The organism is Paraburkholderia sp. SEWSISQ10-3 4 (assembly GCF_030464785.1).
Taxonomy (GTDB): domain Bacteria; phylum Pseudomonadota; class Gammaproteobacteria; order Burkholderiales; family Burkholderiaceae; genus Paraburkholderia; species Paraburkholderia aspalathi.
Window position 1 is genome coordinate 146,695 of sequence record NZ_JALPRI010000005.1, and the last position, 26,318, is coordinate 173,012.

Consider the following 26,318-nt stretch of genomic DNA (forward strand, 5'->3'; position numbering starts at 1 on the left):
CATTCAACGCGCGATATTCAGATCACCAGCAACCCCACCTCACGACGGCGACACCAGCTTGAAGTCCACCGGCGAATCGATCTCGATACGTTTTGGATTCGCTTCGAGCAATCCACTCTGCTGATCGCGCTTAAACACGTACACCGTGCCGCTGTTCTGATTGCCGACGATCAACCAGTTGCCGGTCGGGTCGATCGCGAATTCGCGCGGCGACTTGCCGAGGCTCGACTGGTGTCCGATCTTCTTCAGATGACCGTTGGTCGGATCGACTGAGAAGATCACGATCTCGTTCGCATCGCCGCGATTGGTGGCGTACAGGAAGCGTCCGTCCGGCGACAGATGAATGGCCGCGGCGCCTACCGCGCCCTTGAAGCCGGGCTCGATCAGCGAACTCGTTTGCACCTGCGTGAGCTTGCCATCGGCATAGTTGAAGGTGCTGACCGTGGCGGCCAGTTCGCTCGTCAGATACGCATGCTTGCCGTCCGCGCCGAACACCAGGTGACGTGGGCCCGTGCCTGCTTTCTCCTGGGTGTAGCGCCAATCGGTCGGGCCGAACAGGCCGCGGCTACCGTCCGGCGTGTAGCGGTACGAGTACAGCTTGTCGGCGCCCAGGTCCTGAGCGAACAGATAGTGACCGTCCGGCGAAAACACGGTGGAGTGAACGTGCGAGTTGTCCTGACGTCCCTTCACCGGACCGCCGCCTTCATGATGCACCGTGAGCACCGACGCGCCCACCTGGCCGTCCGCCTGCAATGGGAACACCGCGAAGCTGCCGCCCGGATCGGCCGCCACAGAGTAGTTCGCGGTCAGCAGATATTTGCCGTCCGGCGACAGGCTCAGATAGCACGGGTCATTACCGTCGGCCGAGACCTTGTTGAGAAAGCTCAGCTGGCCGCTCGCGGCATCGAAGCGAAACGCGCTGATCCCGCCGCGTTGGGTGGCCGGGCCGTTGTCGCCGGGCAATTCGTTGACCGCATAGACGAAGCGCCGGTCACGGCTCACCACCAGATACGACGGATTGACCGTCTGCGCGACCGACACGCGGGTCGCTTCGCCCGTCTTCGTGTCGAAGCGATAGACGTATATCCCTTCGCTCTTGCCCCCCGTGTAAGTGCCGACCAGCATGTCATAGACGCCATCGGCGGGAGCCGGGCCGGAATCTTGCGCAAACGCATGCGAAGCAACAATCGAGACCATGAGCACGAAACCTTTTATTATCGAGCGGGCGGAGCTTAGAGGAACTAGCCGGCCGTCGCGCCATGAGGTGGATCGAGCAGCAGAAGGCAAAGGAGAGCTTGAGACGGCACGCACAACGGCACGGTGACTACGAAGCATATGACCTCCTGGACATCAGTTATTCGGTTATCCGGTTGTAATGGTGTCTCTGGTCTGCCGCGCCGTCGGTCGAATTGTTTTATCGAGGCAAGTATAAAAGCGTTGCGTCGGATCATGCAGCGAATCCGGCGGGCCACGTAGGCCAGGCCGCGTTCAGTTGACTGGCCTGCCGGCGCATGAGTAACAATTGTCCCGCCTGACGGGGCGTTTTTTCAACCGCGTCTCACCCATCCCACACTACGGAGTTTTCATGAACGTCACACTCAGCCTGGGCCCGCTGGTTTCGTTGATCGCCGGTATTCTGATTCTTGTCATGCCGCGCCTGTTGAACTACATCGTCGCGCTCTATCTGATCATCATCGGCATCATTGGGATCTTCGGCGTGGGGTCGTCGCACTTCTAGGCGGCAACAGTCAGCCACGGAAGCTGCAAGAAGGGACGCACGACCGGGCGCAGTGCCGGCCCGGCGATGTCTCGCACGAAAGGGGGACTGGTGCGGGATAGGGCACGCGTACTGATGGCGGCTACCGCAATGCAACACGTGGCACAGCGAAGCGGTACGTACGCGACAGATTCGCATCGGACGCCAGGCGCCAGATGCACGACAACAGCGGACAGCCCGCATGAAGCGAGCCCGCGCAACAGAGAAACGGAGAAACGATCAGCCGTTCGAAAGCTGATCCAGCCGCAAACGCCCCTGCAACGACAATCCGCCGACGGCATAATGGCCGTCACCTTCCTGATGACGGCGGAAGCAGGCCCGTTCGATCAGAAAGGCCGCCGCAGCCAGCATTCCGTTGCGGCTCAGGCCCAACTGGCCATGTTCGAGCGGCAACATCGAATCGTCAGCGAGTTCGCTGGCGGCGGAGAGAATTGTGATGCAATCGGATTTCGACGGGTTCAGCATTGCTTGGATCCTCGAAAACGGCGTCTGCATTCGCCAGGGCAAGGCCGCTGCATGATCCGGAGGGCTCCGGGCGTCGGCTTGAAATCTGATTGTAGGCAGTGATTTGACAATTACCAACTCGCGTTTTGCCGCATTGCGCGCTGAACCAAAACGCATCGCGCGAGTCCGGTAACACAGTGACCCCCAGCGAGGCGGCCTTCGCCTCGCCTAAAACAGACACCCTCCCCCATGCCCGCACTCATCGAAGACTATGCGCTTATCGGCGACGGCCACACGGCCGCGCTCGTCTCCCGCGAGGGTTCGGTCGACTGGCTCTGCTGGCCGCGCTTCGACTCCGGCGCGTGCTTCGCCGCCCTGCTCGGCACGCCCGACAACGGCCGCTGGCTGATTTCGCCAGTCTCCGATACGCCGCCCACGATCACGCGCCGGTATCGCGGCGAGACGCTGGTGTTGGAAACCGATTTCGAAACGCCCGAAGGCGCGGTCACGCTGATCGACTTCATGCCGCCGGGCAATGGCTGGTCGGAGATGGTGCGGATCGTCGTCGGCAAACGCGGCACGGTGCGCATGCAGATGGAACTGGTGCTGCGCTTCGACTATGGCTTTTCGATTCCGTGGGTGGATCGCCTGAAGCACGACAGCGGCATCAAGGCGATCGTCGGCCCGGACACCGCTGTGCTGCGCACGCCGGTCGAGTTGCGCGGCGAGAACATGAAGACAGTCGCGGAGTTCACCGTGAGCGAAGGCGAGCGCGTGCCGTTTTCACTGGCCTATGCGGCTTCGCACCTGCGCATTCCGCCCGGACGCGATCCGCACACGTCGCTCGCCCGCACCGAGAACCATTGGCTCGAATGGTCGTCGCGCAGCACCGTCGAAGGCAAATGGGCCGCGCAGATCCGCCGCTCGCTGATTACATTGAAGGCGCTGGCGTACGAGCCGACCGGCGGCATCGTCGCCGCGCCCACCACGTCGCTGCCGGAACAGTTGGGCGGCACGCGCAACTGGGACTACCGCTATTGCTGGCTGCGCGACGCCACCATTACGCTGCTCGCGATGATGCGCGGCGGCTATTACGACGAAGCGCGTGCCTGGCGCAGCTGGCTCGGCCGCGTGATGGCCGGCGCGCCGGATCAATTGCAGATCATGTACGGGATCGCCGGCGAACGGCGCCTGCCCGAATTCGAAATCGACTGGCTGCCGGGTTATCAGGACGCCAAACCGGTGCGGATCGGCAACAACGCGGTCGGGCAGCGCCAGCTCGACGTCTACGGCGAAGTGATGAACGCGCTGCATCTCGCGCGCGTCGGCGGCTTGCAGGCGGACGACACCGCCTGGAACGTGCAGCGCGCGTTGCTCAGCCATCTCGACACGATCTGGCAAGAGCCGGACGAAGGCATCTGGGAAACGCGCGGCGGCCGCCAGCACTTCACCTTCTCCAAGGTGATGGCGTGGGTCGCCTACGACCGCGCCATCCGCTCCGCCGAAATGTTCAAGCTGGAAGGCCCGCTCGATGAATGGCGCGCAACCCGGGCGACAATCCACGCGGAAGTCTGCGCGAAGGCGTGGAATCCGGCGCTCAACGCGTTCTCCCAATCGTATGGCAGCGATCAGCTCGATGCGAGCGTGCTACTGATGCCGCTGGTCGGCTTCCTCCCACCGACGGATCCGCGCGTCAAAGGCACTGTGTCCGCGATCGAAAAAGATCTGATGCACGACGGCTTCGTGATGCGCTACCGCACCACGGAATACGACGACGGTCTGCCGCCCGGCGAAGGCACCTTCCTCGCGTGCTCATTCTGGATGGTGGACAACCTGGCGCTGCAAGGCCGCATCGACGAAGCCGTCGCGATGTACGAACGGCTGCTCGGCCTCTGCAATGACGTCGGTTTGCTGGCGGAAGAGTACGATCCGGCAGCGAAACGCCTGGTCGGTAATTTTCCGCAAGCATTTTCCCATGTGGCGCTGGTGCACACCGGTTTGAACCTGATGAAGCACGAACAGGCCATGGCTCAGGCCACCGGGCAGCCGCCCCATATCGGCACGCTGGCTGAGGAACTTGAGGCTGCGGCAACCCCCGATAGCGGCGCGGCAGCATCGTCAGTACCATGATTTAATGACAGTTTGCGCGCAGCCCGCGCGCAAATTGCTGCATTGCACAAGTACGCTTTGTTCAGTATGATCCAGCAGACTGTTGGCCGAAAATCAATGCGCCTACAACCAATACGGCCTGCCGCAACGCCACACGCGTGTTTGCCAAGCCCCATGCGAACCGCTTAAACGGAGCACCCATGCTCTACCAATTGCACGAATTCCAGCGGGCGATGTTGAGCCCCCTCACCGCCTGGGCCCAGGCCGCGTCGAAATCGTTCGCGAATCCCGCCAGCCCGCTAGCCTATGTGCCCGGTGCCACACGCCTCTCGGCCGGTTACGAACTGCTCTACCGGCTTGGCAAAGATTACGAAAAGCCTGAGTTCAACCTTCATCAGATTGTCAAAGACGGTCATAACATTCCGATCATCGAACAAACGATCATCGAAAAACCGTTTTGCCGCCTGATGCGCTTCAAGCGTTTCGCGGACGACAGCGACGCTGTTACCCAATTGAAAGATGAGCCGGTCGTGCTGGTGTGCGCACCGTTGTCGGGCCACCACGCCACGCTGCTGCGCGATACCGTGCGCACGTTGTTGCAAGACCACAAGGTCTACCTGACCGACTGGATCGATGCACGCATGGTGCCGCTCGAAGAAGGCGAGTTTCATCTCGACGATTACATCGCCTACATCCAGGAATTCATCCGCCACATCGGCGCGAAGAATCTGCATGTGATCTCGGTCTGCCAGCCTACCGTTCCGGTGCTCGCCGCCATTTCGCTGATGGCGAGCCGCGGCGAAGACACGCCGCGCACCATGACCATGATGGGCGGCCCGATCGACGCGCGTAAGAGCCCGACCTCGGTCAACTCGCTCGCCACGCAGCACTCGTACGAATGGTTCGAAAACAACGTGATCTTCACGGTGCCGCCGAACTATCCGGGCGTGGGCCGCAAGGTTTACCCGGGCTTCCTGCAGCACACCGGCTTCGTGGCAATGAATCCTGAGCGCCATGCAGCCTCGCACTGGGACTTCTACCAGAGCCTGCTGCGCGGCGACGAAGACGACGCGGAAGCACATCGCCGCTTCTACGACGAGTACAACGCTGTGCTCGACATGGACGCGGACTATTACCTCGACACGATCCGCGTGGTGTTCCAGGAATTCAGTCTGGCCGAAGGTACGTGGGATGTCGCCGGCGAACGTGTACGCCCGCAGGACATCACGAAGACCGCGCTCTTCACGATCGAAGGCGAGCTGGACGATATCTCCGGCGACGGTCAGACGTTCGCCGCGCAAGGGTTGTGCAGCGGCATTCCGGAGAAGAACAAGCGCCACTTCACCGCGGAAAAATGCGGCCACTACGGCATTTTCTCGGGCCGCCGCTGGCGCACCATCATCTATCCGCAGTTGCGCGACTTCATCCTCGAGCACAACAAGGCGCCGAAGGTAGCGAAGGAAAAAGTCGAAGCCTGAGCACCCCGCACGCAGAGATAAGCAACGGCCTCTTCTTCAGAGGCCGTTGTCGTTTCTGGTGCTTCTTTTGCTGCTTTCTTGTCGCTTCTTATGCCGTCGATGCGCGGCCGCGTTGCGGCTTACTTCCGCAACAGATACGCCAGCAGCAACTCGGTGTTCATCTGGACGACTTCGCTGCGCTCACTCGCACTGCTGAAATCGCGACCGAGCGTTGCTTCAAGCGTGAAGCGGTTCGACACGATGTAGTAGCCCATGCCGGACAGCGTCACGTAAAAGCGCAATGGATCGACATTGGTGCGAAACAAGCCCGCGCGTTGACCCCGCTCCAGAATGCTGCCGAGCGTGGCGACGATCGGTGAGATCATTTCGCGGATGCGCGTCGACTTCTGCATGTAGCGTGCCTCATGCAGATTCTCGTTGTTGACGAGACGCAGCAACTCGGGATGATCGCGGTAGTAATCCCAAACAAAATGCGCGAGACGCGTAACAGCCTCGACGGGTGCGATACCGTTCAGTTCGAGCGTTCGCTCCGCTTCATTGAGCGCGCTAAATGCGTGCTCGAGTACAGCCGTGAAAAGCTGCTCCTTGCTACCGAAGTAGTAATAGAGCATGCGTTCATTAGTTTCCGCGCGGCGGGCGATCTGATCGACGCGTGCGCCGAACAACCCTCCATTTGCAAACTCTTCGGCCGCCGCAAGCAGAATGCGGCGCCGCGTGCCTTCAGGATCTCTTTTGATTTTCGGCTGATTCATGGTGGCATCGTCTTCGTGAGCCGCGTTATCCGGATCGCGCCGCCGGCCTCTCCTCGGGCCTTGCACCGACAGCACTGAACGGGCTGGTTGGGGGAACACCCTTCTGCGGTCTTTCGAAAAAGCGCTTCGATTATGGCACATGGATTGCGGATGGCAATTGGGGAAATCGGCGATAATGTGCTATTTAGTTCAAGCCCAGCGCTTGCGCTTAGTTGCAGCCTTAGTTGCACAAATTCGCGCCTCTATTCGTGTCTGTATTTGCCTATATTGGCGCGTGTTTGCCCGCTTTCGCAGCGCTTTTGTGTTGCCCCGGTCTGCCGCGTGTTTTCCCTAACCCGCGCTCGGCAAACTGTGCGGCCACGAGGCAAGCCCCAACGTCGTGACCGTGACCGATTCCAGAACACTCGCAGATCGCATCGAAGATCTGCTACCCCAAACGCAATGCACGAAGTGCGGTTATCCCGCATGCCGTCCGTATGCCGAAGCCGTCGCCCATGGCGAGGCTAACTACAATCAGTGCCCGCCGGGTGGCGCCGAAGGCATCGCGCGCCTCGCCGCACTGCTCGGCAAGCCGGTGATCCCGCTCAATTCCGCCAACGGCGTCGAACGGCCGCGCCCGTTGGCGGTTATCGACGAACAAGTTTGCATCGGCTGCACGCTGTGCATGCAGGCTTGTCCGGTCGATGCAATAGTTGGTGCACCGAAACAGATGCACACGGTGATCGCCGAGTTCTGTACCGGTTGTGACCTGTGCGTGCCGCCCTGCCCGGTCGACTGCATTGCGATGCCACCGGTCACCGGTGAAGCAACCGGCTGGGACGCATGGAGCCAGAGCCAGGCTGACGCCGCGCGCGAGCGTCACAACCGGCGTGAAGCCCGTCTCGCACGCGAACGCGAAGCGGCCGAGGCGCGTGCTGCAGCGCGGCGAGCGGTCAGCAGCGCGCCTGCTCAGGTGATGGAAACCGGTGCTGCGGCAACGCCCGCCGCACCCGCAGCGGACTCCGCCGAAGCGAGGAAACGCGCCATCATCCAGGCCGCGCTCGAGCGTGCACGCCAGAAGAAAGAAGAGTTGGCCGCCAAGGGCCAAGGTCCGCAGAACACCGAGCGCGTTAGCGCCGACGTGCAGGCGCAGATCGACGCCGCCGAAGCTCGCCGCCGCCGTCTCGGACTCGCTGCGGACAACACCGCGGGTAACTCCGGGGGTAACACCGCGGGTAACACTGAATTTCCGCCAACGAAGCGCTAACCTCTAACTCTACGCTGCGCATGAACGCGAACAAACGCCGCGCCATCTACGAGACGCTTCAGAGTCTCAATCCGCATCCCACGACCGAGCTCGAGTACACCACACCCTTCGAACTGCTGATTGCCGTGCTGCTGTCGGCGCAGGCTACCGACGTGTCGGTGAACAAGGCCATGCGCAAGATGTTCCCGGTCGCGAACACACCGCAGAAGGTCTTCGATCTCGGCGAAGAAGGGGTGACCGGCTACATCAAGACGATTGGCCTCTATCGGACCAAAGCGAAGAATGTGATCGCAACCTGCCGCATTCTGCTCGACCAGTACGGCGGCGAAGTACCGGAAGATCGTGAAGCGCTCGAGAGCTTGCCGGGGGTCGGCCGAAAAACGGCGAACGTGATCCTGAACACGGCGTTCGGTCATCCGACCATCGCTGTCGATACACATATCTTTCGGGTTGCGAATCGAACAGGCCTCGCACCTGGCAAAGACGTGCGCGCGGTTGAAGTGGCGCTGGAGAAATTCACGCCCGCCGAGTTCAAGCAGGACGCCCACCACTGGCTGATTCTGCATGGCCGCTATGTATGCAAAGCGCGCCGTCCGGAATGCTGGCACTGCGCGATCGAGCCACTCTGCGAATTCCGGCCCAAGACGCCGCCGCCGGATCTTTGAGCGCGGTGCCGCTCGGCGGCCGCCCGAACGGATGCCGTATCGCGTTAGCGCGTTTGTCCGGCGCCTACGCGGTGCGCACTCAGTGCGCCGGCGGCCGCCGCTTCACCTCGGTCCACTAACGCGCCGCCAGCAAGCCGCCCTGCCTCGGCGTAAAATCACCCCCTTCCAGGCCGCCTCACACTCAACACACCGCCCCCACGATGTTCAATCCCAGCCGCGACGAAGTCCGCCAATTTTTCACCGACACCTGGCGCAAGCAGCGTCAAGGCGAGATTCTGACGCCGCTCGAAGCGATCGCCGCCGACTGGATCGTCGAGCATCCGGAATATCACGCCGACCTCACCAGCACGGAAGCCGCCCAGGCTCAGGATTACTCGCCCGAACGCGGCCAGACCAACCCGTTCCTGCATCTGTCGATGCATCTGGCAATCACCGAACAGCTGTCGATCGACCAGCCGCCCGGCATCCGCGCGGCGCACGAGCGGCTTGCCGCCCGGCTCGGCTCGACCCACGAAGCGCAGCACGCGATCATGGATTGCCTCGGCGAAACCATCTGGGAAGCGCAACGCACCGGCACCCCGCCTGACACGGACGCGTATTTGCAGCGCATCGAACAGCGCGCTACACGAGACTGAGGCACGCGGGCAACCCAGCGCCCGTTAGCACGCCAGCCGAACCCGCCACCCCCGCACAAACCCTAGCCCCAAAGCACAACACCCCGCCGAAGCGGGGTGTTGTTCAATCTGGAAACCGTGCAAAAGCAGCGCTGCGCGCTTACTTCTTCTGCACCAGCGCGCCGTCCAGCGATTCGATGTAGGCCGCGATGTCTTTCATGTCGCTTGGCGAGAGGCTTTGCACCTGCGCCTGCATGATCGCGTTGTTGCGACCGAGGTGCGGATTGCCGTTGCCCATCTGGTACTGGCGCAGCGCCCAGTAGACGTAGTCGGAATGCTGACCTGCGAGCTTCGGATATTCCGGGCTCACCGGATTGTTCAGGTTGACGCCGTGGCAGGCCGCGCAGTTGTGGGTGTTAGCCAGCACCTTGCCGTTGCCGGCGTCAGCGGCGTGCGCGACGTTCGCAGCAAACAGACCGATAACTGCCGCCGACGCACATGCAGCCTTGAACACCGTGTGGAGTGCCTGTTGGGGCTTATTCATGAATTCTCCTATCCCGCGAATATAAATAGCCGAGTGACCGCCTGGATGACCGAAGCCGATCACTTGTCGGGATTGCTCTTCGAAGAGGAATTTTGCGCTGCGTAGTAGGCAGCGATGTCGGCGATGTCTTGATCAGACAGCGACGCGGTGATCGCGCGCATCGTTTCGAAATGGCGGTCGCCCTTCTTGTAGCCGTGCAGGGCATTCTCGAGGTACGCCTGATTCTGGCCGCCGAGCATGGGCACGCGGTAGACCTCAGGGTAAGCCGTGCGGTATTCAGGGATGCCGTGGCAGCCAATACACATCGCGACCTTGCCTTGGCCCGCCTTCGCGTTGCCGACGACATCCGCTGCCTGCGCACTGGCCGCATAGCCCGCGAGCACCGACAGCGCTGCGATCACGACGTGTTTGCCAACGAATTTATTCATAGCATGTAACCTGGCTTGAGGGGAAACGGGCGCCCGAAAAGGCAACGGCCCGCGCCGTTATTCTTATGGGTAGCCACGCAGGCCAAAAAAATCGGGCTAATTGTACCGCGACGCCGCGCCGAACGTCCACCGCGTGGGGCCAGAGGCCTATCCGGCCGCCGCAAAACCGCGGCTGGCGCCATTTTGCTCCGCCGCACCGGCTCCGCATGGCCTCGTGCTGCCCGCTGCGCCCACGACGCCCGGCGCGCCCGCCCACCGGGCACGCCGGGCGAATGGACTGCTCGCGAACGCCGCGTAAGCACTTGAACCAGCGTCCAGCACCGCGGGTGACACCATACGCCAGGCTGATTCAGCCCAACAGGCCTTCTGACTTATACTGGGTTTTTTCCCAGAAAAGAGCATCTCGCCATGCGTTTTGAAGGCTCATCGCAGTACGTCGCCACCGACGACCTCAAGCTCGCGGTCAACGCCGCGATGACGCTGAAGCGCCCGTTGCTGATCAAGGGCGAACCCGGCACCGGCAAAACCATGCTCGCGGAAGAGGTCGCCGCCGCGCTCGGCATGCCGCTGCTGCAATGGCATATCAAGTCCACTACCAAGGCTCAGCAAGGCCTGTACGAGTACGACGCGGTATCGCGCCTGCGCGATTCGCAACTCGGTGACGAGCGCGTCAAGGACATCCGCAACTACATCGTCAAGGGTGTGCTGTGGCAGGCGTTCGAGTCGGAAGAGCAAACGGTGCTGCTGATCGACGAGATCGACAAGGCCGACATCGAATTCCCGAACGACCTGCTGCGCGAACTCGACCGCATGGAGTTCTACGTGTACGAGACCCACGAGCTGATCCGCGCGAAACAGCGCCCGCTCGTGATCATCACGTCGAACAACGAGAAGGAGCTGCCCGACGCGTTCCTGCGCCGCTGCTTTTTCCATTACATCAAATTCCCCGACCCGGTGACGATGCAGCAGATCGTCGAGGTGCACTACCCCGGCATCAAGAAGGAACTGCTCGCCGCGGCGATGCAGAGCTTCTTCGAGTTGCGCAACGTCGCCGGTCTGAAGAAGAAACCGTCCACATCGGAACTGCTCGACTGGCTGAAGCTGCTGCTTGCCGAGGACATTCCGCCCGAAGCCCTGCGCTCGTCCGACCAGAAACAGATCATCCCGCCGCTGCACGGCGCGCTGCTGAAGAACGAGCAGGACGTGAGCCTGTTCGAGCGGCTGATCTTCATGAACCGCAACAACCGCTGATTAACCGTTGACGAACCGTTGACTAATCGCGAATACCCGTTGATGAGCGCGGCGCACCGCCCACTCGCCGCCGCCGAGGACACAGCATGCTGATCGACTTCTTCTACTCGCTGCGCGCCGCCAAACTGCCGGTGTCGGTGAAGGAATACCTGACGCTGCTCGAAGCGCTCAAAGCCAATGTGATCGCGCCGTCTCTCGACGAGTTCTACTATCTCGCACGCATCACGCTGGTCAAGGACGAGCAGTATTTCGACAAGTTCGACCAGGCGTTCGGCGCGTATTTCAACGGCGTCGCGCAAGCCTCGGAGCTCGCCTTCGACGTCCCGCTCGACTGGCTGAAGAAGAAGCTGCAACGCGATCTGTCGCCCGAAGAAAAAGCGCAGATCGAAGCGATGGGCGGCCTCGACAAGCTGATGGAGCGCCTGAAGGAACTGTTCGACGAACAGAAAGAGCGCCACGAAGGCGGCAACAAATGGATCGGCACGGGCGGCACCTCGCCGTTCGGCAACGGCGGCTACAACCCTGAGGGTGTGCGCATCGGCGGCGATGCGGCGGGTCAACGCACGGCGGTGAAGGTGTGGGAAGCGCGCGCCTATCGCGACTACGACGACCAGGTCGAAATCGGCACACGCAACATCAAGGTCGCGCTGCGCCGCCTGCGCCGTTTCGCCCGCGAAGGCGCGGCAGAAGAGCTCGATCTGCCCGACACGATCCGCAGCACCGCGGCGAACGCCGGCTGGCTCGACCTGAAGATGGTGCCGGAGCGGCACAACAAGGTCAAAGTGCTGATGCTGCTCGACGTGGGCGGCTCGATGGACGATCACATCAAGCGCACTGAAGAGCTCTTTTCCGCCGCCAAGGCCGAATTCAAGCATCTCGAGTTCTACTACTTCCACAACTGTGTGTACGACTTCCTGTGGAAGAACAATCGCCGTCGTCACGCCGAGCGCATGCCGACGTGGGACCTGCTGCACAAGTTTACGCCCGACTACAAGCTGATCTTTGTCGGCGACGCGACCATGAGCCCGTACGAAGTGCTGCAACCGGGCGGCTCGGTCGAGTACAACAATGCGGAAGCCGGCGCCGTGTGGCTGCGCCGCCTCGCCGATCATTTCCCGCATTACGCGTGGCTCAATCCTGAGCCGGAAGGTTTGTGGGCGTACCGGCAGTCGGTCAGCGCGATCCGGGAAGTGCTCGGCCACCGCATGTATCCGCTCACCCTCGCCGGACTCGAATCGGCGATGCGCATGTTGAGCAAGTAATCAGTAATCAGATCACGTTTTTCTCCAACTATAAGAAAGCTTCTGCATGAGTCCGTCTTCATCGCCCGATTTGTCCCCTGCCGACGTGCACCCCGGGCCGCTCAAACCGTTTGCCGATACGTCCCTGTCCACCCTCGTCGCCGGCTTCGTCGCGATGATGACGGGCTACACCAGTTCGCTCGTGCTGATGTTCCAGGCCGGCCAGGCCGCCCATCTCAGCGATGCGCAGATTTCGTCGTGGATCTGGGCGTTGTCGATCGGCATGGCCGTCTGCACGATCGGCCTTTCACTGCGCTTTCGCACCCCAATCGTGATTGCCTGGTCGACGCCCGGTGCGGCGTTGCTGGTGTCGTCGCTGCCGCATGTGACCTACCCTGAGGCGATCGGCGCGTTTATCGTCTGCGCGGCGTTGCTGACGGTGGTCGGCCTGACCGGCTGGTTCGACACGCTGATGAAGAAAATCCCGGCAGGCATCGCTTCCGCTTTGCTGGCGGGCATTCTGTTCGAGATCGGCATCGAGATTTTCCGCGCCGCACAGTTCCAGACCGCGCTCGTGCTGGCAATGTTCTTCACCTATCTGATCGTCAAACGCCTCGCGCCGCGCTACGCGATCGTGACGACGCTGATCGTCGGCACAATCGCCGCCGGTGCGCTCGGGCTGCTCGACTTCAGCCGCTTTCACGTCGCGCTCGCTCACCCGGTGTTCACGATGCCGGTGTTTTCGGTCGCGGCGGGCATCAGTATCGGCATTCCACTTTTCGTCGTCGCGATGGCCTCGCAGAACGTGCCGGGCATCGCCGTGCTGCGCGCGGACGGCTACACCACGCCCTCCGCGCCGCTGATTTCGACAACCGGCATCGCCTCGCTGCTGCTCGCGCCCTTCGGCTCGCACGGCATCAATCTTGCGGCGATCACGGCGGCGATCTGTACCGGCCCCGAAGCGCACGAAAATCGCGACAAACGCTACACCGCGGCAGTCTGGTGCGGTATTTTCTATCTGATTGCCGGTATTTTCGGCGCGACCATCGCCGCATTGTTCGCCGCCTTGCCGAAGGCGCTGGTGGTCTCCGTTGCGGCGCTGGCGCTGTTCGGCTCGATCATGAGCGGGCTCGCCAACGCCATGCAGGACCTGAAGCAACGCGAGGCGGCGCTGGTGACGTTTATGGTGACGGCTTCCGGCCTCACCTTGCTGTCGATCGGCTCGGCGTTCTGGGGGCTGGTGGCGGGCGTGCTGACGCAACTGGTGCTGAACGCCCGGCGCGCCTGAATCGTCGGCGGAAATCGGCAGCAAAAATCCCTGTGAACGGATCGCCGGCAGCAAGTGTCAATACTGCGTCAGACGATCCGCCATAGAATAGAAGCATCCGGCAGCGCTTTCCGTCAAAATTCCCCGGCAATATGACGGGCAGACGCTGCAGCGTGACCCGCGGCCGCCGGAACGGTTTGTCTTTTCCGTCCGGTGGCGATCTCATTTCTCCTGAACCACGGCGCACGCGCGCCATGAAGGCTCGAACATGACAACCGCACTCGACCAACTCAAGCAATACACCACCGTCGTGGCCGATACCGGCGACTTCCAGCAGCTTGCCCAGTACAAGCCACAGGACGCGACCACCAATCCCTCGCTGATTCTGAAAGCCGTCCAGAAAGACGACTACAAGCCGCTGCTCGAAAAGACCGTGAAGGCGCATGCGTCGAAGCCGGTCGGCGCCATCATCGACCAGTTGCTGATCGCCTTCGGCACCGAAATTCTCAAGATCATCCCGGGTCGCGTTTCGACCGAAGTGGATGCACGCCTGTCGTTCGACACCGAAGCGTCGATCGCCAAGGGCCGCGAACTGATCGCCCTGTACAAAGACCACGGCATCGGCCGCGAACGCGTGCTGATCAAGCTGGCCTCCACGTGGGAAGGCATCCGCGCCGCCGAAGTGCTGCAAAAGGAAGGCATCCACTGCAACATGACGCTCTTGTTTTCGCTCGCGCAGGCCGCTGCCTGTGCCGAAGCAGGCGCGCAACTGATCTCGCCGTTCGTCGGCCGCATCTACGACTGGTACAAGAAGAACGCCGGCAGCGCGTGGGACGAAGCGAAAGACGGCGGGGCCAACGATCCGGGCGTCAAATCGGTGCGCCGCATTTACGCGTACTACAAGAAGTTCGGCTACAAGACCGAGGTAATGGGCGCGAGCTTCCGCACCCCGGGCCAGATTCTGGAACTGGCTGGCTGCGATCTGCTGACCATCAGCCCGGATCTGCTGCAAAAGCTGCAGGAGAGCACCGAAACGGTCGAGCGCAAGCTGTCGCCTGAAATGGGCAAGGGAGTGGACATCGAACGCGTGCCGGTCGACGAATCGTCGTTCCGCTTCCTCGTCAACGACGAAGCAATGGCGACCGAAAAGCTCGCTGAAGGCATCCGCGCGTTCGCGGCAGACGCCGTCAAGCTGGAAAAGTTGATCGAAGCGCTGCGTTAAGCCGGGCCTTCGCGGCTTGAATGCGCGGCCGTGGTCGCGTATGCGGCCGCGCACATCGTCCCGCACAGTTAGTCCAAATACGCGGCCCTGAGCCTTCCGGTTCAGGGCCGCGTGCCGTTTACCGCCGGCTCACGTCCGACACCTGCCCACACCGCAACGCCTTACGAAATAACGTCACAATCGCTACTCCAACGGACGACTACAATCGTCTACACGCTGCACCCTCGCTGCCATATGCCGAAGGAACGTGGCGCCGCTGACCCATATCCCGGGAGACGATCATGTACGTTCAGCCTTACGTGTTTTTCAACGGCCGCTGTGAAGAAGCGCTCAAGTATTACTGCGAGAAGCTCGGCGCCGAAATCACCTTCCAGATGCGCTACAAGGACGCGCCGCCCGATGCGCAAGCGGGGATACGTCCCGGCATCGAGGACAAGATCATGCACGCGGCCATCAAGCTTGGCTCGACGATCTGGATGGCGTCCGACGGCCACTGCGACCCCGACGCAGGCTCGATGAACGGTTTCAGCCTGTCGCTCACGGCCGACGACGACGCCTCGGCGAAAAAATACTTCGATGCGCTCGCCGACGGCGGACAGGTCATGATGCCGTTTCAGCCCACCTTCTGGAGCAAAGGGTTCGGGATGCTGGTGGACCGCTTCGGTCTCGCCTGGATGGTGGGCGTGCCGGAAGAGCATGAATCGTGAGCGGCAGATCGGGAAGGGGCGCGCGGCCCTGAGCGTTGCGCCCTAAACCTTCAGCAAACTGCGCGAATGCCGTTCGATGTTCCAGTTCGGCTCAGTCTCCAACAGCAAAGCGCGCAGCCGGTCCACCTGTTCGGCAAGGCGCTGCCCGAGCCAATACGGCCCTTGCAAGTCGGGTGGCAAGTCAAGCGCCGCGCCACCGCACACCTCGGTGAGCGGCGTTGCAGCCGGAATGCCGAAGTGCGTCGCGCGGCCAAAACGCAGCCCGCGCGCGATCGCCAACAGCATGCCGCGCACGGCGTGCACCTCGACGCCGCACTCCCGCGCATACGCGGCGCGCGCTGCAGCGTCCGCGCGCATCAGCGGGCCGGTCGCCAGCAATTCCAGCGAACTGAGCACCGACCGATGCAAGCGCTGGATCTCTTCGAGCTTCGCCTGCGGCACGTCGATCTCCTTTGCCACCGAAGGCATCAGCGAGCGCAACTGCACCAGCCGCTTGTTGATCGCGAGGAAGCGTTTGACCTGTTCCTCTTCGCTGATCGTTTCGCCTTCCAGCAAACGGGTGTAGATCCGCGCACAGTCGCGCAGATTGTCGGCGATCCCATAACGCCATGAATAGGTCGCGTGCAACGGCAACGCGAACGAAAACGCCAGCGCGATCACAATGCCGATCAGCACGTTCAGCGTGCGCCATAGACCGACGTCGATCAGATTGTCGCCATGACCCGCGACAATGCACATCGTGATCGCCGTCAGCAGGCCGATATACCCCGACGATCCGATCGCGAACCACGCGCAGATCCCCGCGACGATCGACATCAGTACATAGGTGAGCGGCAGCGACCCGGTCAGGTTCTGCGTCAGGATGAGCAGAAGCCCGATCACCGCGCCGAGCAGCGTTCCCGCCGCCCGGTCGGCGGCCTTTTTGCGGATGTTGCCGTGATGCTGCAAGCCGCCGATCACGACCAGCAAGGTCACCGACGACCAGATGCCGTGGGGAATGTCGATCCCGGTGGTTGCGAGAATCGACACCAGCATCGCGACGCCGACCCGCAAGCTATGCAACACCTTTGCGTGGCGATAGCGGTAGTACGGCGACGTGATCGTGCGCACCATGCGGCTGATGGCCGAGCGGCGGACAAGGACGCGGGGAGAATCGGCAGAAGCCATGGCTCGCGCGACGGACGCTTTGAAGGACGGTTCCGCTATCCTGCCCTGGAGTGCCCTGGAAAGACAAACGCCCGCAAACTTTTGTCTGCGGGCGTTGCTTTTCCGGCGAGCTGGAACGGCTGGCTTAGCCTTCGACCACGTCCAGATAATCTTCCGGACGGGTACGGTCCTCGGCGCGCTGCATGCCGAACGCGCGCACCAGCAGGCTCACCACGACAGACACAATCAGGTTGACGATCAGCGACCACACCGCCGCGTAGCCCGGAATCGCCATGCCGAACAGGTGGATCGTGAAGATCGAGCCCGCCAGCTTCAGCGAGATCGCCATCCACGTGCCGGTTGCGATACCGACCGCCCAGCCGATCAGCAGGCCGCGGTAGTCAAGCACGCGCGTGTAGAGACCCAGCACGATTGCCGGCAGCGTCTGGATGATCCAGATACCGCCCAGCAGTTGCAGCTGGATCGCGTACGTGAGCGGCAATCCGAGAATGAACGCGACCGCGCCGACCTTGACGATCAGCGACACCAGCTTCGCGACGTTAGTCTCCTGCTCATGCGACATGTTGCGGTTCACGAACTCCTTGTGGATGTTGCGCGTGTACAGGTTCGCTGCCGCAATCGACATGATCGCCGCCGGCACCAGCGCGCCGATACCGATCGCCGCGAAGGCCACGCCGACGAACCACGACGGGAAGAAGTGCAGGAACAGCGCCGGCACCGCGAAGTTCGGGCCGAACGCCTTGAAGTACGGCGCGAATTCCGGCATGTCCTTCACACCCGAAGCCAGCGCCATGAAGCCCAGCAGCGCGAGCAGGCCGAGCACCAGCGAGTAGGCCGGCAGCATCGCCATGTTGCGGCGGATCGTGTTACCCGACTTCGACGACAGCACCGCGGTGATCGAGTGCGGATACAGGAACAGCGCAAGCGCTGAACCCACTGCAAGCGTCGCGTACGCGCTGTAGCCATTCAGGCTCGACACGTCCGGTGCCTTCAGCAGCAGCTTGGCAGGCGGCACCACGCTGAAGATATGGCCGAAGCCGCCCAATTGCGGCGGAATCACGATGATCGCTGCGAAGATCACGATATAGATCAGCACGTCCTTGACGACCGCGATCATGGCCGGCGCGCGCAGGCCCGACGTGTACGTGTAGGCCGCCAGAATCGCGAACGCGATGATCAGCGGCAGATCGCCGACGAAGCCCTTGGTGTCGAAACCCAGTGCGCCGATCACCACTTCGATACCGACCAGCTGCAGCGCGATGTACGGCATCGTCGCGACAATGCCGGTCACGGCGATCGCCAACGCCAGCATGCGGCTGCCATAGCGAGCCGAGACGAAGTCGGCCGATGTCACGTAACCCTGACGTTTGGCGATGCTCCACAGTTTCGGGAACACGACGAACGCGAATGGATAGATCAGGATCGTGTACGGCAGCGCGAAGAAACCCGTTGCGCCCGCACCGAACACCAGCGCCGGCACGGCGATGAAGGTGTAAGCGGTGTACAGGTCGCCGCCCAGCAGGAACCAGGTGACGATGGTGCCGAAGCGCCGGCCGCCGAGGCCCCACTCTTCCAGATGGGCGAGGTCGCCCTTGCGCCAGTGAGCCGCGACAAAGCCGAGAATGGTGACGCCGATAAAGAACAGGACGAAGACGAATGTTGCGGTGGCGTTCATTATCGTGCGCCCCCTTGCGAGCTGCCCGTCGAGCGGGTCTTGGTCTTGAAGTACACGAGCGCCGTGATGATCGCGCTGATCAACACCCACAGCAGCTGGTACCAGTAGAAGAACGGAAAATCGAACAGCTGCGGTTCGACCTTGTTATATGACGGCACCCAGATCATCGCGATCCAGGGCAACAGCAGCAACCAGAGCCAGTGCTTGCTGGCCTTGTTCGCGTCGGCGTCGTGAGCCATGACGTCTCCTCTTCCCTATTATTGAAATGTTGGCCCGTGTGTGGACGGGTGGTGGATGTCCCGTCGCAGGTAGGCCACGGGTACCCCGAAAGCTTCGAAAGAGTATAGGAGCCGAGAACGTCCGGTCAAGCAGGGACGACCCGAGGCGCAAATGTGCTGCTGGGGCGCGCGGGGCGGTGGTTTAGCGGAGATGAGGGGTGGCCGCGAGGGCGCCGGACGCGGGGGGCCGGGGCGCCGATGGGAGCGATGCGTCCTGGGTATCCGGGGATATCGAACCAGCCGGGCAATGCACGGGGGAAGCGGTTGGGAAACCGTCGCATGAGCGCAACGGGGACCTGGGTCGGACCAGCCTCAACCAGCCTTACGCGGCCTTAAGCGGCTTCAAGCGGCCCGACCCATTCTCACATCAGATCGAGAACGAGCTACCGTTCTGACCGGTCGATTCCTGCAAACCCTTGATCCACTTGCGCGCCGGCAAGCCGAGTTCCGCTTCGATCAGCTTCGCGCGCGCTTGCAGCGTCGTGAACGGCACGTCGAGTGCCGGGCCCGAGAACGCGATGGCGATGCGGTTGCCGTCATGCACTTCCGGCAGCGCGACCACACGGCCGTCGAAGGCTTCGTTCAGACGCTTCATGTTGCGCACGAAGCTCGGATGATCGCCGAACAGATTCACCGTCACCACGCCCGCCTCGGTCAGGCACGCGCGCACCGCGCGGTAGAAGCCGACGCTGTCGAGCACCGGGCCACGCGCGGTGGCATCGTAGACGTCGATCTGCAACGCGCCGATCGTGCCGTGGTTGGCGCGATCGTTGACGAAGTCCCATGCATCCATTTCGTGCACGGTCAGACGGGCGTCGTCGTGCGACAGTTCGAACATCGTGCGTGCGGCCACGACCACCGCCGGGTTCACTTCGACCGCTTCGACTTTGGCGCGCTTCAGGAAGCGGTGCGCAAACTTGGTCAGTGCGGCGGCGCCGAGACCGAGCTGGACGATCCGCTTGGGCGTTTCGATGAACAGCAACCAGGCCATCATCTGCTGCGCGTATTCGAGTTCGATGTGATCCGGCTTGCGCAGACGCATGGCGCCTTGCACCCATTCCGTGCCGAAGTGCAGGAAACGCACACCGCCCTCTTCCGAGAACGTAACCGGTGCGAAACGCGGCTTGCGCGGCGCTTCGATTTGCGGCGCGTCGTGCAGATCGTCGTCGTGCAGCGCGCGTTTTTTATTGCGCACTGCTTTCTGTTTGTTCAGCGTGTGGTCGCCGGCGTCAGCGTCTTTATTGCGGAAAGCACGGGCTTCAGCTGAGGCGCGCTTGATCAGTTTCGTCATGTAAGGATGTCGCGCCAGAGACGCAATTTTTGGTCGAACGAGAGCATAGCATTCGCCGGACTCGACGAAGGCAATACGAGGGTGACGTAGCCCGCTTCGCCGATCACCGGCGCAAAGCGGCCTGCCGTCTTGCCGTTGAAGCAGACTTTCTTCAACAGCGGCGCGTGGGCGCGCAGAGAAGCAAAATCGTTGGGGCTGGCATTGCGGATCGCGGCGTCGAGACTGCCTTCGCGTTCGCAGGCGGCGAGCACGTCCCACACGCCGATGCCGTGCGACAGCAAACGCCGTAGCCGCTCTTCATAGGCGAGCTCGGGAAGCGGTTCGTCGAGCACCGTGCCGAGCAAGCGCCAGAACTGGTTGCGCGGATGCGCGTAATACTGCGTCGCGGCCAGCGACGCCTCGCCGGGAAAGCTGCCGAGAATCAGCGTGTGCGTATCCGCCGCAACGACGGGTGGAAAGCCGCGCAGCATCAGCGCTTTTCCTTTCGGTCCGATGCCGGCGCGTGCCCGGATTCATGTGCGTCCCGTTCGGAAAGGTGTCCCGGTTCTGCGCGCTGTGCACCATGGGCGGCGCGCGATGCCGTGTGCTCAAGCGGCCGGCCGTGTTCCCGCACATGAGTGCGCGGCGGAGCATGGACGTGGCTGGACGCTGAATGCGCAGACGGTGTTTGGCAAGGAGACGCCAGATGCGCCCACAACGCCGGCAACATGCACTCGGTGACCATCAACGGCGCACCGTGCCGCTCGAACACCGAACGACGCGCGACTAGCGCATGCGGTTGCACGCCACCGATCTCAACCGCGGCCAACCGATACAACGGATGACGCGCCGTCAGCCTGCGACTTACCAGCGACGATCGCGCAACGCTGCTATCGCTGTACAGCAGCTCGGCGAGCGGCCGCGTGCGCAACCTTCGCGTGGCCTGCCATACGCCGACGCTCGCGGCCAGCGGCGCGACACTATGCGCCGCGACAAACGGCACGCCGTCAACCGACAACACTACCTCCCGAACCCACACCGGCGCACGCGGCGCAAGACCGAGCGCGGCGTATTCGTCGGCCCACGGCAGCGCGACGGCTTCGCGCGTCACGCGCACCGCAACCACGCCGAGCGTGCGCAGATGCGCGGTCAGCGATCCACCGCGGGTCAACCAGTCTTTCTGGGCGGCGCTAAAACCGGGTAAGGGCGCGACACGCCAGTGGGCGTCGGCGGCATCGAAACGGATAGGCATGGTGTCGGATTATAACGGCGCAGTTGTCAGAAGATCGTGAGTCCCTAACCTGTCGTCCCGTCGGGAATGTCCGTCGATCACCATGCCGGACGGAACCGCCTCAATCAGCGTATCGATTTCAGACAGTTCCGATTCTCCTCGTCCAGCGACGCGCGATACAACCTTCGTGCTTTAACAAGTCGACGGTCCGCCCGTGATTGAAGGGCGTGCCATGTGATCGGATATTGAAGGAGATAAAGAAACATGAAAACGTTCCTGGGCGCTTCTGCATGCGCAATGTCTGTCGTGCTGCTGGCGGGTTGCGCGGCACCGCTGAACCGCGACAAGGAAACATCGTTGAATAAGGCCGTCGGCATCGAGGTGACGTCGGTTGCCAACGGTGTCTCAGTCAAGCTCCCCGAAGCCGCGCTGTTCGAGTTCGGCAAATCCGAAGTGCGCGGCGATGCAGCGGCGGTCATCAATCGCTCAGCCGTTCTGCTCAAGCGCAGCAAGAAGCCGATACTGGTCGAGGGCTACACCGACAATGTCGGCACGCTCGACTACAACCAGCAGCTTTCCGAATCGCGCGCCACTGCGGTGGGTTATGCGCTCGTGGCGCGCGGCGTGGCGATGGACCGGATCAGGACGAAGGGCTACGCGTACAACAACCCCGTCGCCAGCAACGATACATCCGAAGGGCGCGCACTGAACCGACGCACCGAGATCGTGGTGCGCGGTGAAACGATGGATACGCTGATGGGGCAGAAGTAGGTGTTCGCCATCTGATGTGAGGATCGTAAAAACGCCCGCATGACGCGGGCGTTTTTACGTGTGCGGTCTTTTAGACGCGACTTTGCAGTTTCGGCGCGACTCTCGCAAACAACTATCGAGCGCTTACATCGCCTGCAGACGTGCCGCCACGCGCTCGACCACCGGCTCCCACGCGCCCGGCCGCGGTTGGCGAAACAGATCAACAGAGTCGTACCACGGTTGCGTCTCTTCATTGCCCCAACACCAGTGCGACACATGATCGAGCATCGCCAGCACCGGGCGCCCCAGCGCACCGCCCAGATGCAAAGGCGCACTGTCGATGGTAAGCACGGCATCGAGCGCGCTCACGTGCGCGGCCACGTCGTCGAAACCGGCCTGATAGTGCGCAGTCAGATCGCACACGCGATGCCCCGCTCCGCTCAGCGCTGCCACATCGGCGTCACGGCCCGGCGTCAGCGGATGGAACACGATATTGGGTAGCGCGAGCACGGGAGCCAGCGCCGCAAGCGGAATCGACCGCTTCGCGTCGCGGCGATGCGTCGGGCTGCCTGACCAGACGAGGCCGATATGCAATCGCGCCGCCTCCCCGCCCCATGCGCCGATCCGCTCGCGCCACGCCGCCACGCGGCTTGCATCGGCGGTTAGATAGGCACCGCCGCGCACCTGGTCAGGCCGCAACTCCAGCACCGACGGCACGCTCATGATCGGCAGCCCAAAGTGCGGCTTGCCGAGCGGTCCGTCCTCGATGGAGACGCAATCCCCGTAAAAGCGCGCGAACAGCGGCTGTAACGCCCGGCGCACTGCGAGTACCAGCCGACCGCCTTCGTCGCGTACGCGCGCCGCCAGCTCGTGCACGAATCGCACCATCTGAATATCGTCGCCGTTGCCCTGTTCGCTGTGCACGATCAAGGTCTTGCCGGCCAGCGATTGACCCTGCCAGCGCGGACACAGCCTTTCCATCACCGTCACAACGTTGTTGGGCTCGCGATCGTCGCGCGTCAGACGCGCCGCGAAGTGCGGCCATGCGCTCGACCAGTCGCCGCGCCGCAACTTCAGATCGGCCAGATCGACGGCCGCCTGCGATGCGGATGGGTCGAGCGTGAGCGCTGCATACAGTGCCGCTTCGCTTTCTGCAAAACGCGCCTGCTCGGCCAGATACATGCCGATCGCGCCCATCACTTGGGCATTGCCGGGCGCGGCGGCATCGACAGCGCGCATGGTTGCTTCGGCCGCGGCAGCGTCGTTGCACTGCCACTGCGCATGGCTCAGTTGCCAGGCAATTTCTGCATCGGCAGGATGGCGTGTCAGCACCTCACGACAAACGCGTTCGACGGTGGACCAATCGCGGATTTCTCGGAAAGCCAGCGCGAGCTGCAACGGCAATGCGGGGTGGATCACCGGATCGAGCGCATAGGCCCGCAACAGCGCCGCGCGACGCTCGGCTCGCGCGCTCGCATCCGGCGGCGCCGCAAGCGCAATCGCCAACCACCAGGGGGCGCGTGCATCCTGTGGCTCGTGTTGCTCGTACGCGCGCAACATGTGTACTGCCGCCGAATGCGCGCCGCAGCGATTGATCAACCAGACGATCCATTCGAGCGTCGCTGCCGACGGTTGGGTGGTTACCGCCAACTCGCTGTTGCGCTGCGCGGCGTCAGCACGGCCTAGTGCGTCAGCGAACAGGGCTAGCCGAGCGTAACGCGCGCCGTTTTCTGCCGCCTGCGTGTGTGCTTGCGACGCACTGTGATACGCAGCTTCGAAACGCCCCGCACCCGCGCACAGATCTGCATGCAATTGCGGCGTGACGCCCTCCGCGGTTAATTCAAGCGCCCGTCGCTCGGCAGCGTCGAAACCTTGCTCGCGCAAGATCGACCACAGGAGATGCACGGGATCGGTGGGGGTTGGCAGTGCGGAATCGGGCATGGAGATACAGAGAGTTAGCGCGGCGCGTCAATGCGCAATTGCAGAAAAGAGATCGGATGCGTGAGCGGCTGGCAGACCGCAGATAGTCCCTTAAGCATCCGAATTTCGATCGCGCAAGCATAAAACAGAGCCGCGTTTTCACATCTCACAAATCAATCTCGATTTAGCGCTTTGAATAGATCTGATCGGTTACAGGAGGGCAAAAAAAAATGCGCTGCCAAGGCAGCGCATTTTTCAATCACAAGCGTCGAACCGACGCCAGCTCGGGTTCAAATCAAACTCGAAAACTCAACTCGCACGCGCCAGCAACAACGCGTTGGTACGCTTCACAAAGCTAGCCGGATCTTCCAGCGCGCCGCCTTCAGCAAGCAAAGCCTGATCGAACAACAGATGACACCAGTCGTCGAAATTCGCGCTGTCCGCATGCAGGCCCTTCACCAGCGCATGCTCCGGATTCACTTCGAGAATCGGGTGGAACGACGGCGCTTCCTGACCCGCGGCCTTCAGCATACGTTGCAAATAGCCGCTCATTTCGCCATCGTCAGCTACGAGACAAGACGGCGAATCGGTCAGGCGGAACGTCAAACGCACGTCCTTGGCCTTGTCCTTCAGCGCTTCTTTCATCTTGTCGACAAGCGGCTTGAACTTTTCGCCGACCTTTTCCTGCGCCTGCTTTTCTTCGTCATTCAGCGCGCCCAGATCGAGATCGCCGCGCGCAACGCTTTGCAGCGGCTTGCCGTCGAATTCGTTCAGGAACGACAGCATCCATTCATCGACGCGATCGGTCAGCAGCAGCACTTCCACGCCCTTCTTGCGGAACACTTCGAGATGTGGGCTGTGGGTCGCGGCTTGCCAGGTGTCGGCGGTCACGTAGTAGATCTTCGTTTGCTCGGGCTTCATCCGCGCGACGTAATCGGCGAGCGAGACGTTTTGCTCCGGCGATTCCGTATGCGTCGACGCGAAACGCACCAGCTTCGCAATACGCTCGCGATTGGCGAAATCTTCGCCGATGCCTTCCTTCAGCACCTGGCCGAATTCCTTCCAGAAGCCGGCGTACTTTTCCTTATCGGCGTCGTTCTCCGAGTTGGCCAACTCTTCGAGCATCGACAGCGAACGCTTGGTCACGCCTTCGCGGATCGCCTTCACGTCGCGGCTTTCCTGCAGGATTTCGCGCGATACGTTCAACGGCAGATCAGCCGAATCGACCACGCCCTTCACGAAACGCAGATAGCCCGGCAGCAGTTGTTCGGCGTCGTCCATGATGAACACGCGCTTCACGTACAGCTTCAGGCCGGCGCGATGATCGCGGTTGAACATGTCGAACGGCGCATGCGTCGGCACGTACAGCAGTTGCGTGTACTCGCTGCGACCTTCAACGCGGTTATGCGTCCACGTCAGCGGGTCCTGATGATCGTGCGAGAGGTGCTGGTAGAACTGCTTGTACTGCTCTTCGGTGATGTCGTTCTTCGAACGAGTCCACAGCGCGCTCGCCTGGTTGACGGTCTCGTCTTCTTCCTTCGTGACCATCTCGCTCTTTTCAGCGTCCCACTCTTCCTTCGCCATCAGGATGGGCAGCGCGACGTGGTCCGAGTACTTCTGGATGATCGACTTCAGACGATGCGACGACAGCAGCTCGTCTTCATCGGCACGCAGATGCAGCGTGATGGTCGTGCCGCGCGCGGCGCGTTCGATCTGCTCAACTGCGAAATCGCCCTCGCCCGCGCTTTCCCAGCGCACGCCTTCCGAGGCCGGCAAACCGGCACGGCGCGTTTCGACCGTGATCTTGTCCGCGACGATGAAGCCTGAGTAGAAGCCCACGCCGAACTGGCCGATCAGCGCCGCATCTTTCTGCTGGTCGCCGGAGAGCTTGCCGAAGAATTCCTTGGTGCCCGAGCGCGCGATCGTGCCGAGGTTGGCGATCGCTTCGTCACGGCTCATGCCGATGCCGTTGTCGTCGAGCGTGATGGTGCGCGCGGCCTTGTCGTACGACACGCGAATCCGCAGATTTGGGTCGTTTTCGTACAGCGCGCTGTTTTCAATCGCTTCGAAGCGCAGCTTGTCGGCCGCGTCGGACGCGTTCGAAATCAGCTCGCGCAGAAAGATTTCCTTGTTGCTGTACAGCGAATGGATCATCAGGTGCAGAAGTTGTTTAACTTCTGCCTGAAAGCTCATGGTTTCTTGTGCCATGGTCGGACTTCCTCTCTGTTACGAATGGGGTTCTAGTCAGGCGTGGCGCACGGCCGCGAACCGCTTGGGCCCGC

25 protein-coding genes are annotated in these 26,318 nt (G+C 62.2%); 12 read left to right on the forward strand and 13 right to left on the reverse strand.

Annotated elements, in window-relative coordinates; genetic code table 11:
* Positions 1–39 precede the first annotated feature (39 nt).
* Positions 40–1,197, reverse strand: a complete 1,158-nt coding sequence (locus M0D68_RS13990; RefSeq protein ID WP_234486754.1) for a lactonase family protein — start codon at positions 1,195–1,197, stop codon at positions 40–42.
* 388 nt (positions 1,198–1,585) lie between these two features.
* Here M0D68_RS13990 and M0D68_RS13995 point away from each other — a divergent pair, with 388 nt between their 5' ends.
* Positions 1,586–1,738, forward strand: coding sequence for a DUF3096 domain-containing protein (locus M0D68_RS13995; RefSeq protein WP_007175701.1), 153 nt, complete (start codon positions 1,586–1,588; stop codon positions 1,736–1,738).
* A 258-nt stretch (positions 1,739–1,996) separates the two neighbouring features.
* On the opposite strand, the gene M0D68_RS14000 is transcribed toward M0D68_RS13995, so the two are convergent.
* Positions 1,997–2,242: a hypothetical protein gene (locus tag M0D68_RS14000; RefSeq protein ID WP_200619791.1), complete on the reverse strand. Its 246-nt coding sequence runs from the start codon at positions 2,240–2,242 to the stop codon at positions 1,997–1,999.
* Positions 2,243–2,470: 228 nt separating this feature from the next.
* Between M0D68_RS14000 and M0D68_RS14005 the strand changes: the two genes are divergently transcribed.
* On the forward strand, positions 2,471–4,351 hold the full coding sequence (locus M0D68_RS14005; protein ID WP_200619792.1) for a glycoside hydrolase family 15 protein: 1,881 nt from the start codon (positions 2,471–2,473) through the stop codon (positions 4,349–4,351).
* 179 nt (positions 4,352–4,530) lie between these two features.
* A complete protein-coding gene (locus M0D68_RS14010) occupies positions 4,531–5,808 on the forward strand; it encodes a polyhydroxyalkanoate depolymerase (protein WP_093639403.1) in 1,278 nt (425 codons plus the stop codon).
* A 119-nt stretch (positions 5,809–5,927) separates the two neighbouring features.
* Here the strand turns inward: M0D68_RS14010 and M0D68_RS14015 are convergent, their stop codons facing one another.
* Positions 5,928–6,560 (reverse strand): TetR/AcrR family transcriptional regulator, encoded by a 633-nt coding sequence (locus M0D68_RS14015; protein ID WP_093639400.1) that lies wholly within the window; start codon positions 6,558–6,560, stop codon positions 5,928–5,930.
* Positions 6,561–6,945: 385 nt separating this feature from the next.
* Between M0D68_RS14015 and rsxB the strand changes: the two genes are divergently transcribed.
* From rsxB to M0D68_RS14030, 3 genes are all read left to right on the forward strand, one after another.
* Entirely contained in the window at positions 6,946–7,806 is an 861-nt protein-coding gene (gene rsxB / locus M0D68_RS14020) for an electron transport complex subunit RsxB (protein ID WP_266224571.1), read from the forward strand.
* A gap of 20 nt (positions 7,807–7,826) precedes the next feature.
* The gene (nth, locus tag M0D68_RS14025; protein WP_093639394.1) at positions 7,827–8,471 is read left to right on the forward strand and encodes an endonuclease III; all 645 of its coding nucleotides are present in this window, start codon (positions 7,827–7,829) and stop codon (positions 8,469–8,471) included.
* 200 nt (positions 8,472–8,671) lie between these two features.
* Positions 8,672–9,106: a DUF1841 family protein gene (locus tag M0D68_RS14030; protein ID WP_054035021.1), complete on the forward strand. Its 435-nt coding sequence runs from the start codon at positions 8,672–8,674 to the stop codon at positions 9,104–9,106.
* 139 nt (positions 9,107–9,245) lie between these two features.
* Here the strand turns inward: M0D68_RS14030 and M0D68_RS14035 are convergent, their stop codons facing one another.
* Together M0D68_RS14035 and M0D68_RS14040 are read right to left on the reverse strand one after the other, a co-directional pair.
* Positions 9,246–9,629, reverse strand: coding sequence for a c-type cytochrome (locus M0D68_RS14035; protein ID WP_093639391.1), 384 nt, complete (start codon positions 9,627–9,629; stop codon positions 9,246–9,248).
* A 59-nt stretch (positions 9,630–9,688) separates the two neighbouring features.
* Entirely contained in the window at positions 9,689–10,057 is a 369-nt protein-coding gene (locus M0D68_RS14040) for a c-type cytochrome (protein ID WP_007175710.1), read from the reverse strand.
* 408 nt (positions 10,058–10,465) lie between these two features.
* Between M0D68_RS14040 and M0D68_RS14045 the strand changes: the two genes are divergently transcribed.
* The 5 genes from M0D68_RS14045 (at position 10,466) to M0D68_RS14065 (ending at position 15,745) form a co-directional block, all read left to right on the forward strand.
* The gene (locus M0D68_RS14045) at positions 10,466–11,308 is read left to right on the forward strand and encodes a MoxR family ATPase (RefSeq protein WP_093639389.1); all 843 of its coding nucleotides are present in this window, start codon (positions 10,466–10,468) and stop codon (positions 11,306–11,308) included.
* 86 nt (positions 11,309–11,394) lie between these two features.
* Positions 11,395–12,570, forward strand: a complete 1,176-nt coding sequence (locus M0D68_RS14050; protein WP_054035024.1) for a VWA domain-containing protein — start codon at positions 11,395–11,397, stop codon at positions 12,568–12,570.
* 46 nt (positions 12,571–12,616) lie between these two features.
* Positions 12,617–13,837, forward strand: a complete 1,221-nt coding sequence (locus tag M0D68_RS14055) for a benzoate/H(+) symporter BenE family transporter (RefSeq protein WP_266224573.1) — start codon at positions 12,617–12,619, stop codon at positions 13,835–13,837.
* A gap of 247 nt (positions 13,838–14,084) precedes the next feature.
* The gene (tal, locus tag M0D68_RS14060; protein ID WP_093639383.1) at positions 14,085–15,038 is read left to right on the forward strand and encodes a transaldolase; all 954 of its coding nucleotides are present in this window, start codon (positions 14,085–14,087) and stop codon (positions 15,036–15,038) included.
* 281 nt (positions 15,039–15,319) lie between these two features.
* Positions 15,320–15,745: a VOC family protein gene (locus M0D68_RS14065; protein WP_093639380.1), complete on the forward strand. Its 426-nt coding sequence runs from the start codon at positions 15,320–15,322 to the stop codon at positions 15,743–15,745.
* Positions 15,746–15,787: 42 nt separating this feature from the next.
* Here M0D68_RS14065 and M0D68_RS14070 read toward each other — a convergent pair whose 3' ends face one another.
* The 6 genes from M0D68_RS14070 to M0D68_RS14095 all read right to left on the reverse strand — a co-directional run bounded on the left by M0D68_RS14070 (position 15,788) and on the right by M0D68_RS14095 (position 21,387).
* Positions 15,788–16,912 (reverse strand): FUSC family protein, encoded by a 1,125-nt coding sequence (locus M0D68_RS14070; protein ID WP_200619796.1) that lies wholly within the window; start codon positions 16,910–16,912, stop codon positions 15,788–15,790.
* 124 nt (positions 16,913–17,036) lie between these two features.
* Entirely contained in the window at positions 17,037–18,587 is a 1,551-nt protein-coding gene (gene mctP / locus M0D68_RS14075) for a monocarboxylate uptake permease MctP (RefSeq protein ID WP_093639374.1), read from the reverse strand.
* Positions 18,587–18,826 carry a DUF3311 domain-containing protein gene (locus tag M0D68_RS14080; RefSeq protein WP_054035028.1) on the reverse strand — a complete coding sequence of 80 codons (240 nt, stop codon included), beginning with the start codon at positions 18,824–18,826 and terminating at the stop codon, positions 18,587–18,589. The genes mctP and M0D68_RS14080 overlap by 1 nt, the downstream gene beginning before the upstream one ends.
* A gap of 406 nt (positions 18,827–19,232) precedes the next feature.
* Positions 19,233–20,156 (reverse strand): spermidine synthase, encoded by a 924-nt coding sequence (locus M0D68_RS14085; protein ID WP_200619797.1) that lies wholly within the window; start codon positions 20,154–20,156, stop codon positions 19,233–19,235.
* Positions 20,153–20,626: a DNA-deoxyinosine glycosylase gene (locus M0D68_RS14090; protein ID WP_256456211.1), complete on the reverse strand. Its 474-nt coding sequence runs from the start codon at positions 20,624–20,626 to the stop codon at positions 20,153–20,155. The genes M0D68_RS14085 and M0D68_RS14090 overlap by 4 nt, the downstream gene beginning before the upstream one ends.
* Positions 20,626–21,387, reverse strand: coding sequence for a chorismate lyase (locus M0D68_RS14095; RefSeq protein ID WP_266224574.1), 762 nt, complete (start codon positions 21,385–21,387; stop codon positions 20,626–20,628). The genes M0D68_RS14090 and M0D68_RS14095 overlap by 1 nt, the downstream gene beginning before the upstream one ends.
* Before the next feature lie 243 nt (positions 21,388–21,630).
* Here M0D68_RS14095 and M0D68_RS14100 point away from each other — a divergent pair, with 243 nt between their 5' ends.
* Positions 21,631–22,137 carry an OmpA family protein gene (locus tag M0D68_RS14100; protein ID WP_266224576.1) on the forward strand — a complete coding sequence of 169 codons (507 nt, stop codon included), beginning with the start codon at positions 21,631–21,633 and terminating at the stop codon, positions 22,135–22,137.
* A gap of 123 nt (positions 22,138–22,260) precedes the next feature.
* On the opposite strand, the gene M0D68_RS14105 is transcribed toward M0D68_RS14100, so the two are convergent.
* Together M0D68_RS14105 and htpG are read right to left on the reverse strand one after the other, a co-directional pair.
* On the reverse strand, positions 22,261–24,057 hold the full coding sequence (locus M0D68_RS14105; RefSeq protein ID WP_266224578.1) for a hypothetical protein: 1,797 nt from the start codon (positions 24,055–24,057) through the stop codon (positions 22,261–22,263).
* Between the two features lie 288 nt (positions 24,058–24,345).
* Positions 24,346–26,244, reverse strand: coding sequence for a molecular chaperone HtpG (gene htpG / locus M0D68_RS14110; RefSeq protein WP_266224580.1), 1,899 nt, complete (start codon positions 26,242–26,244; stop codon positions 24,346–24,348).
* Between the last annotated feature and the right edge of the window lie 74 nt (positions 26,245–26,318).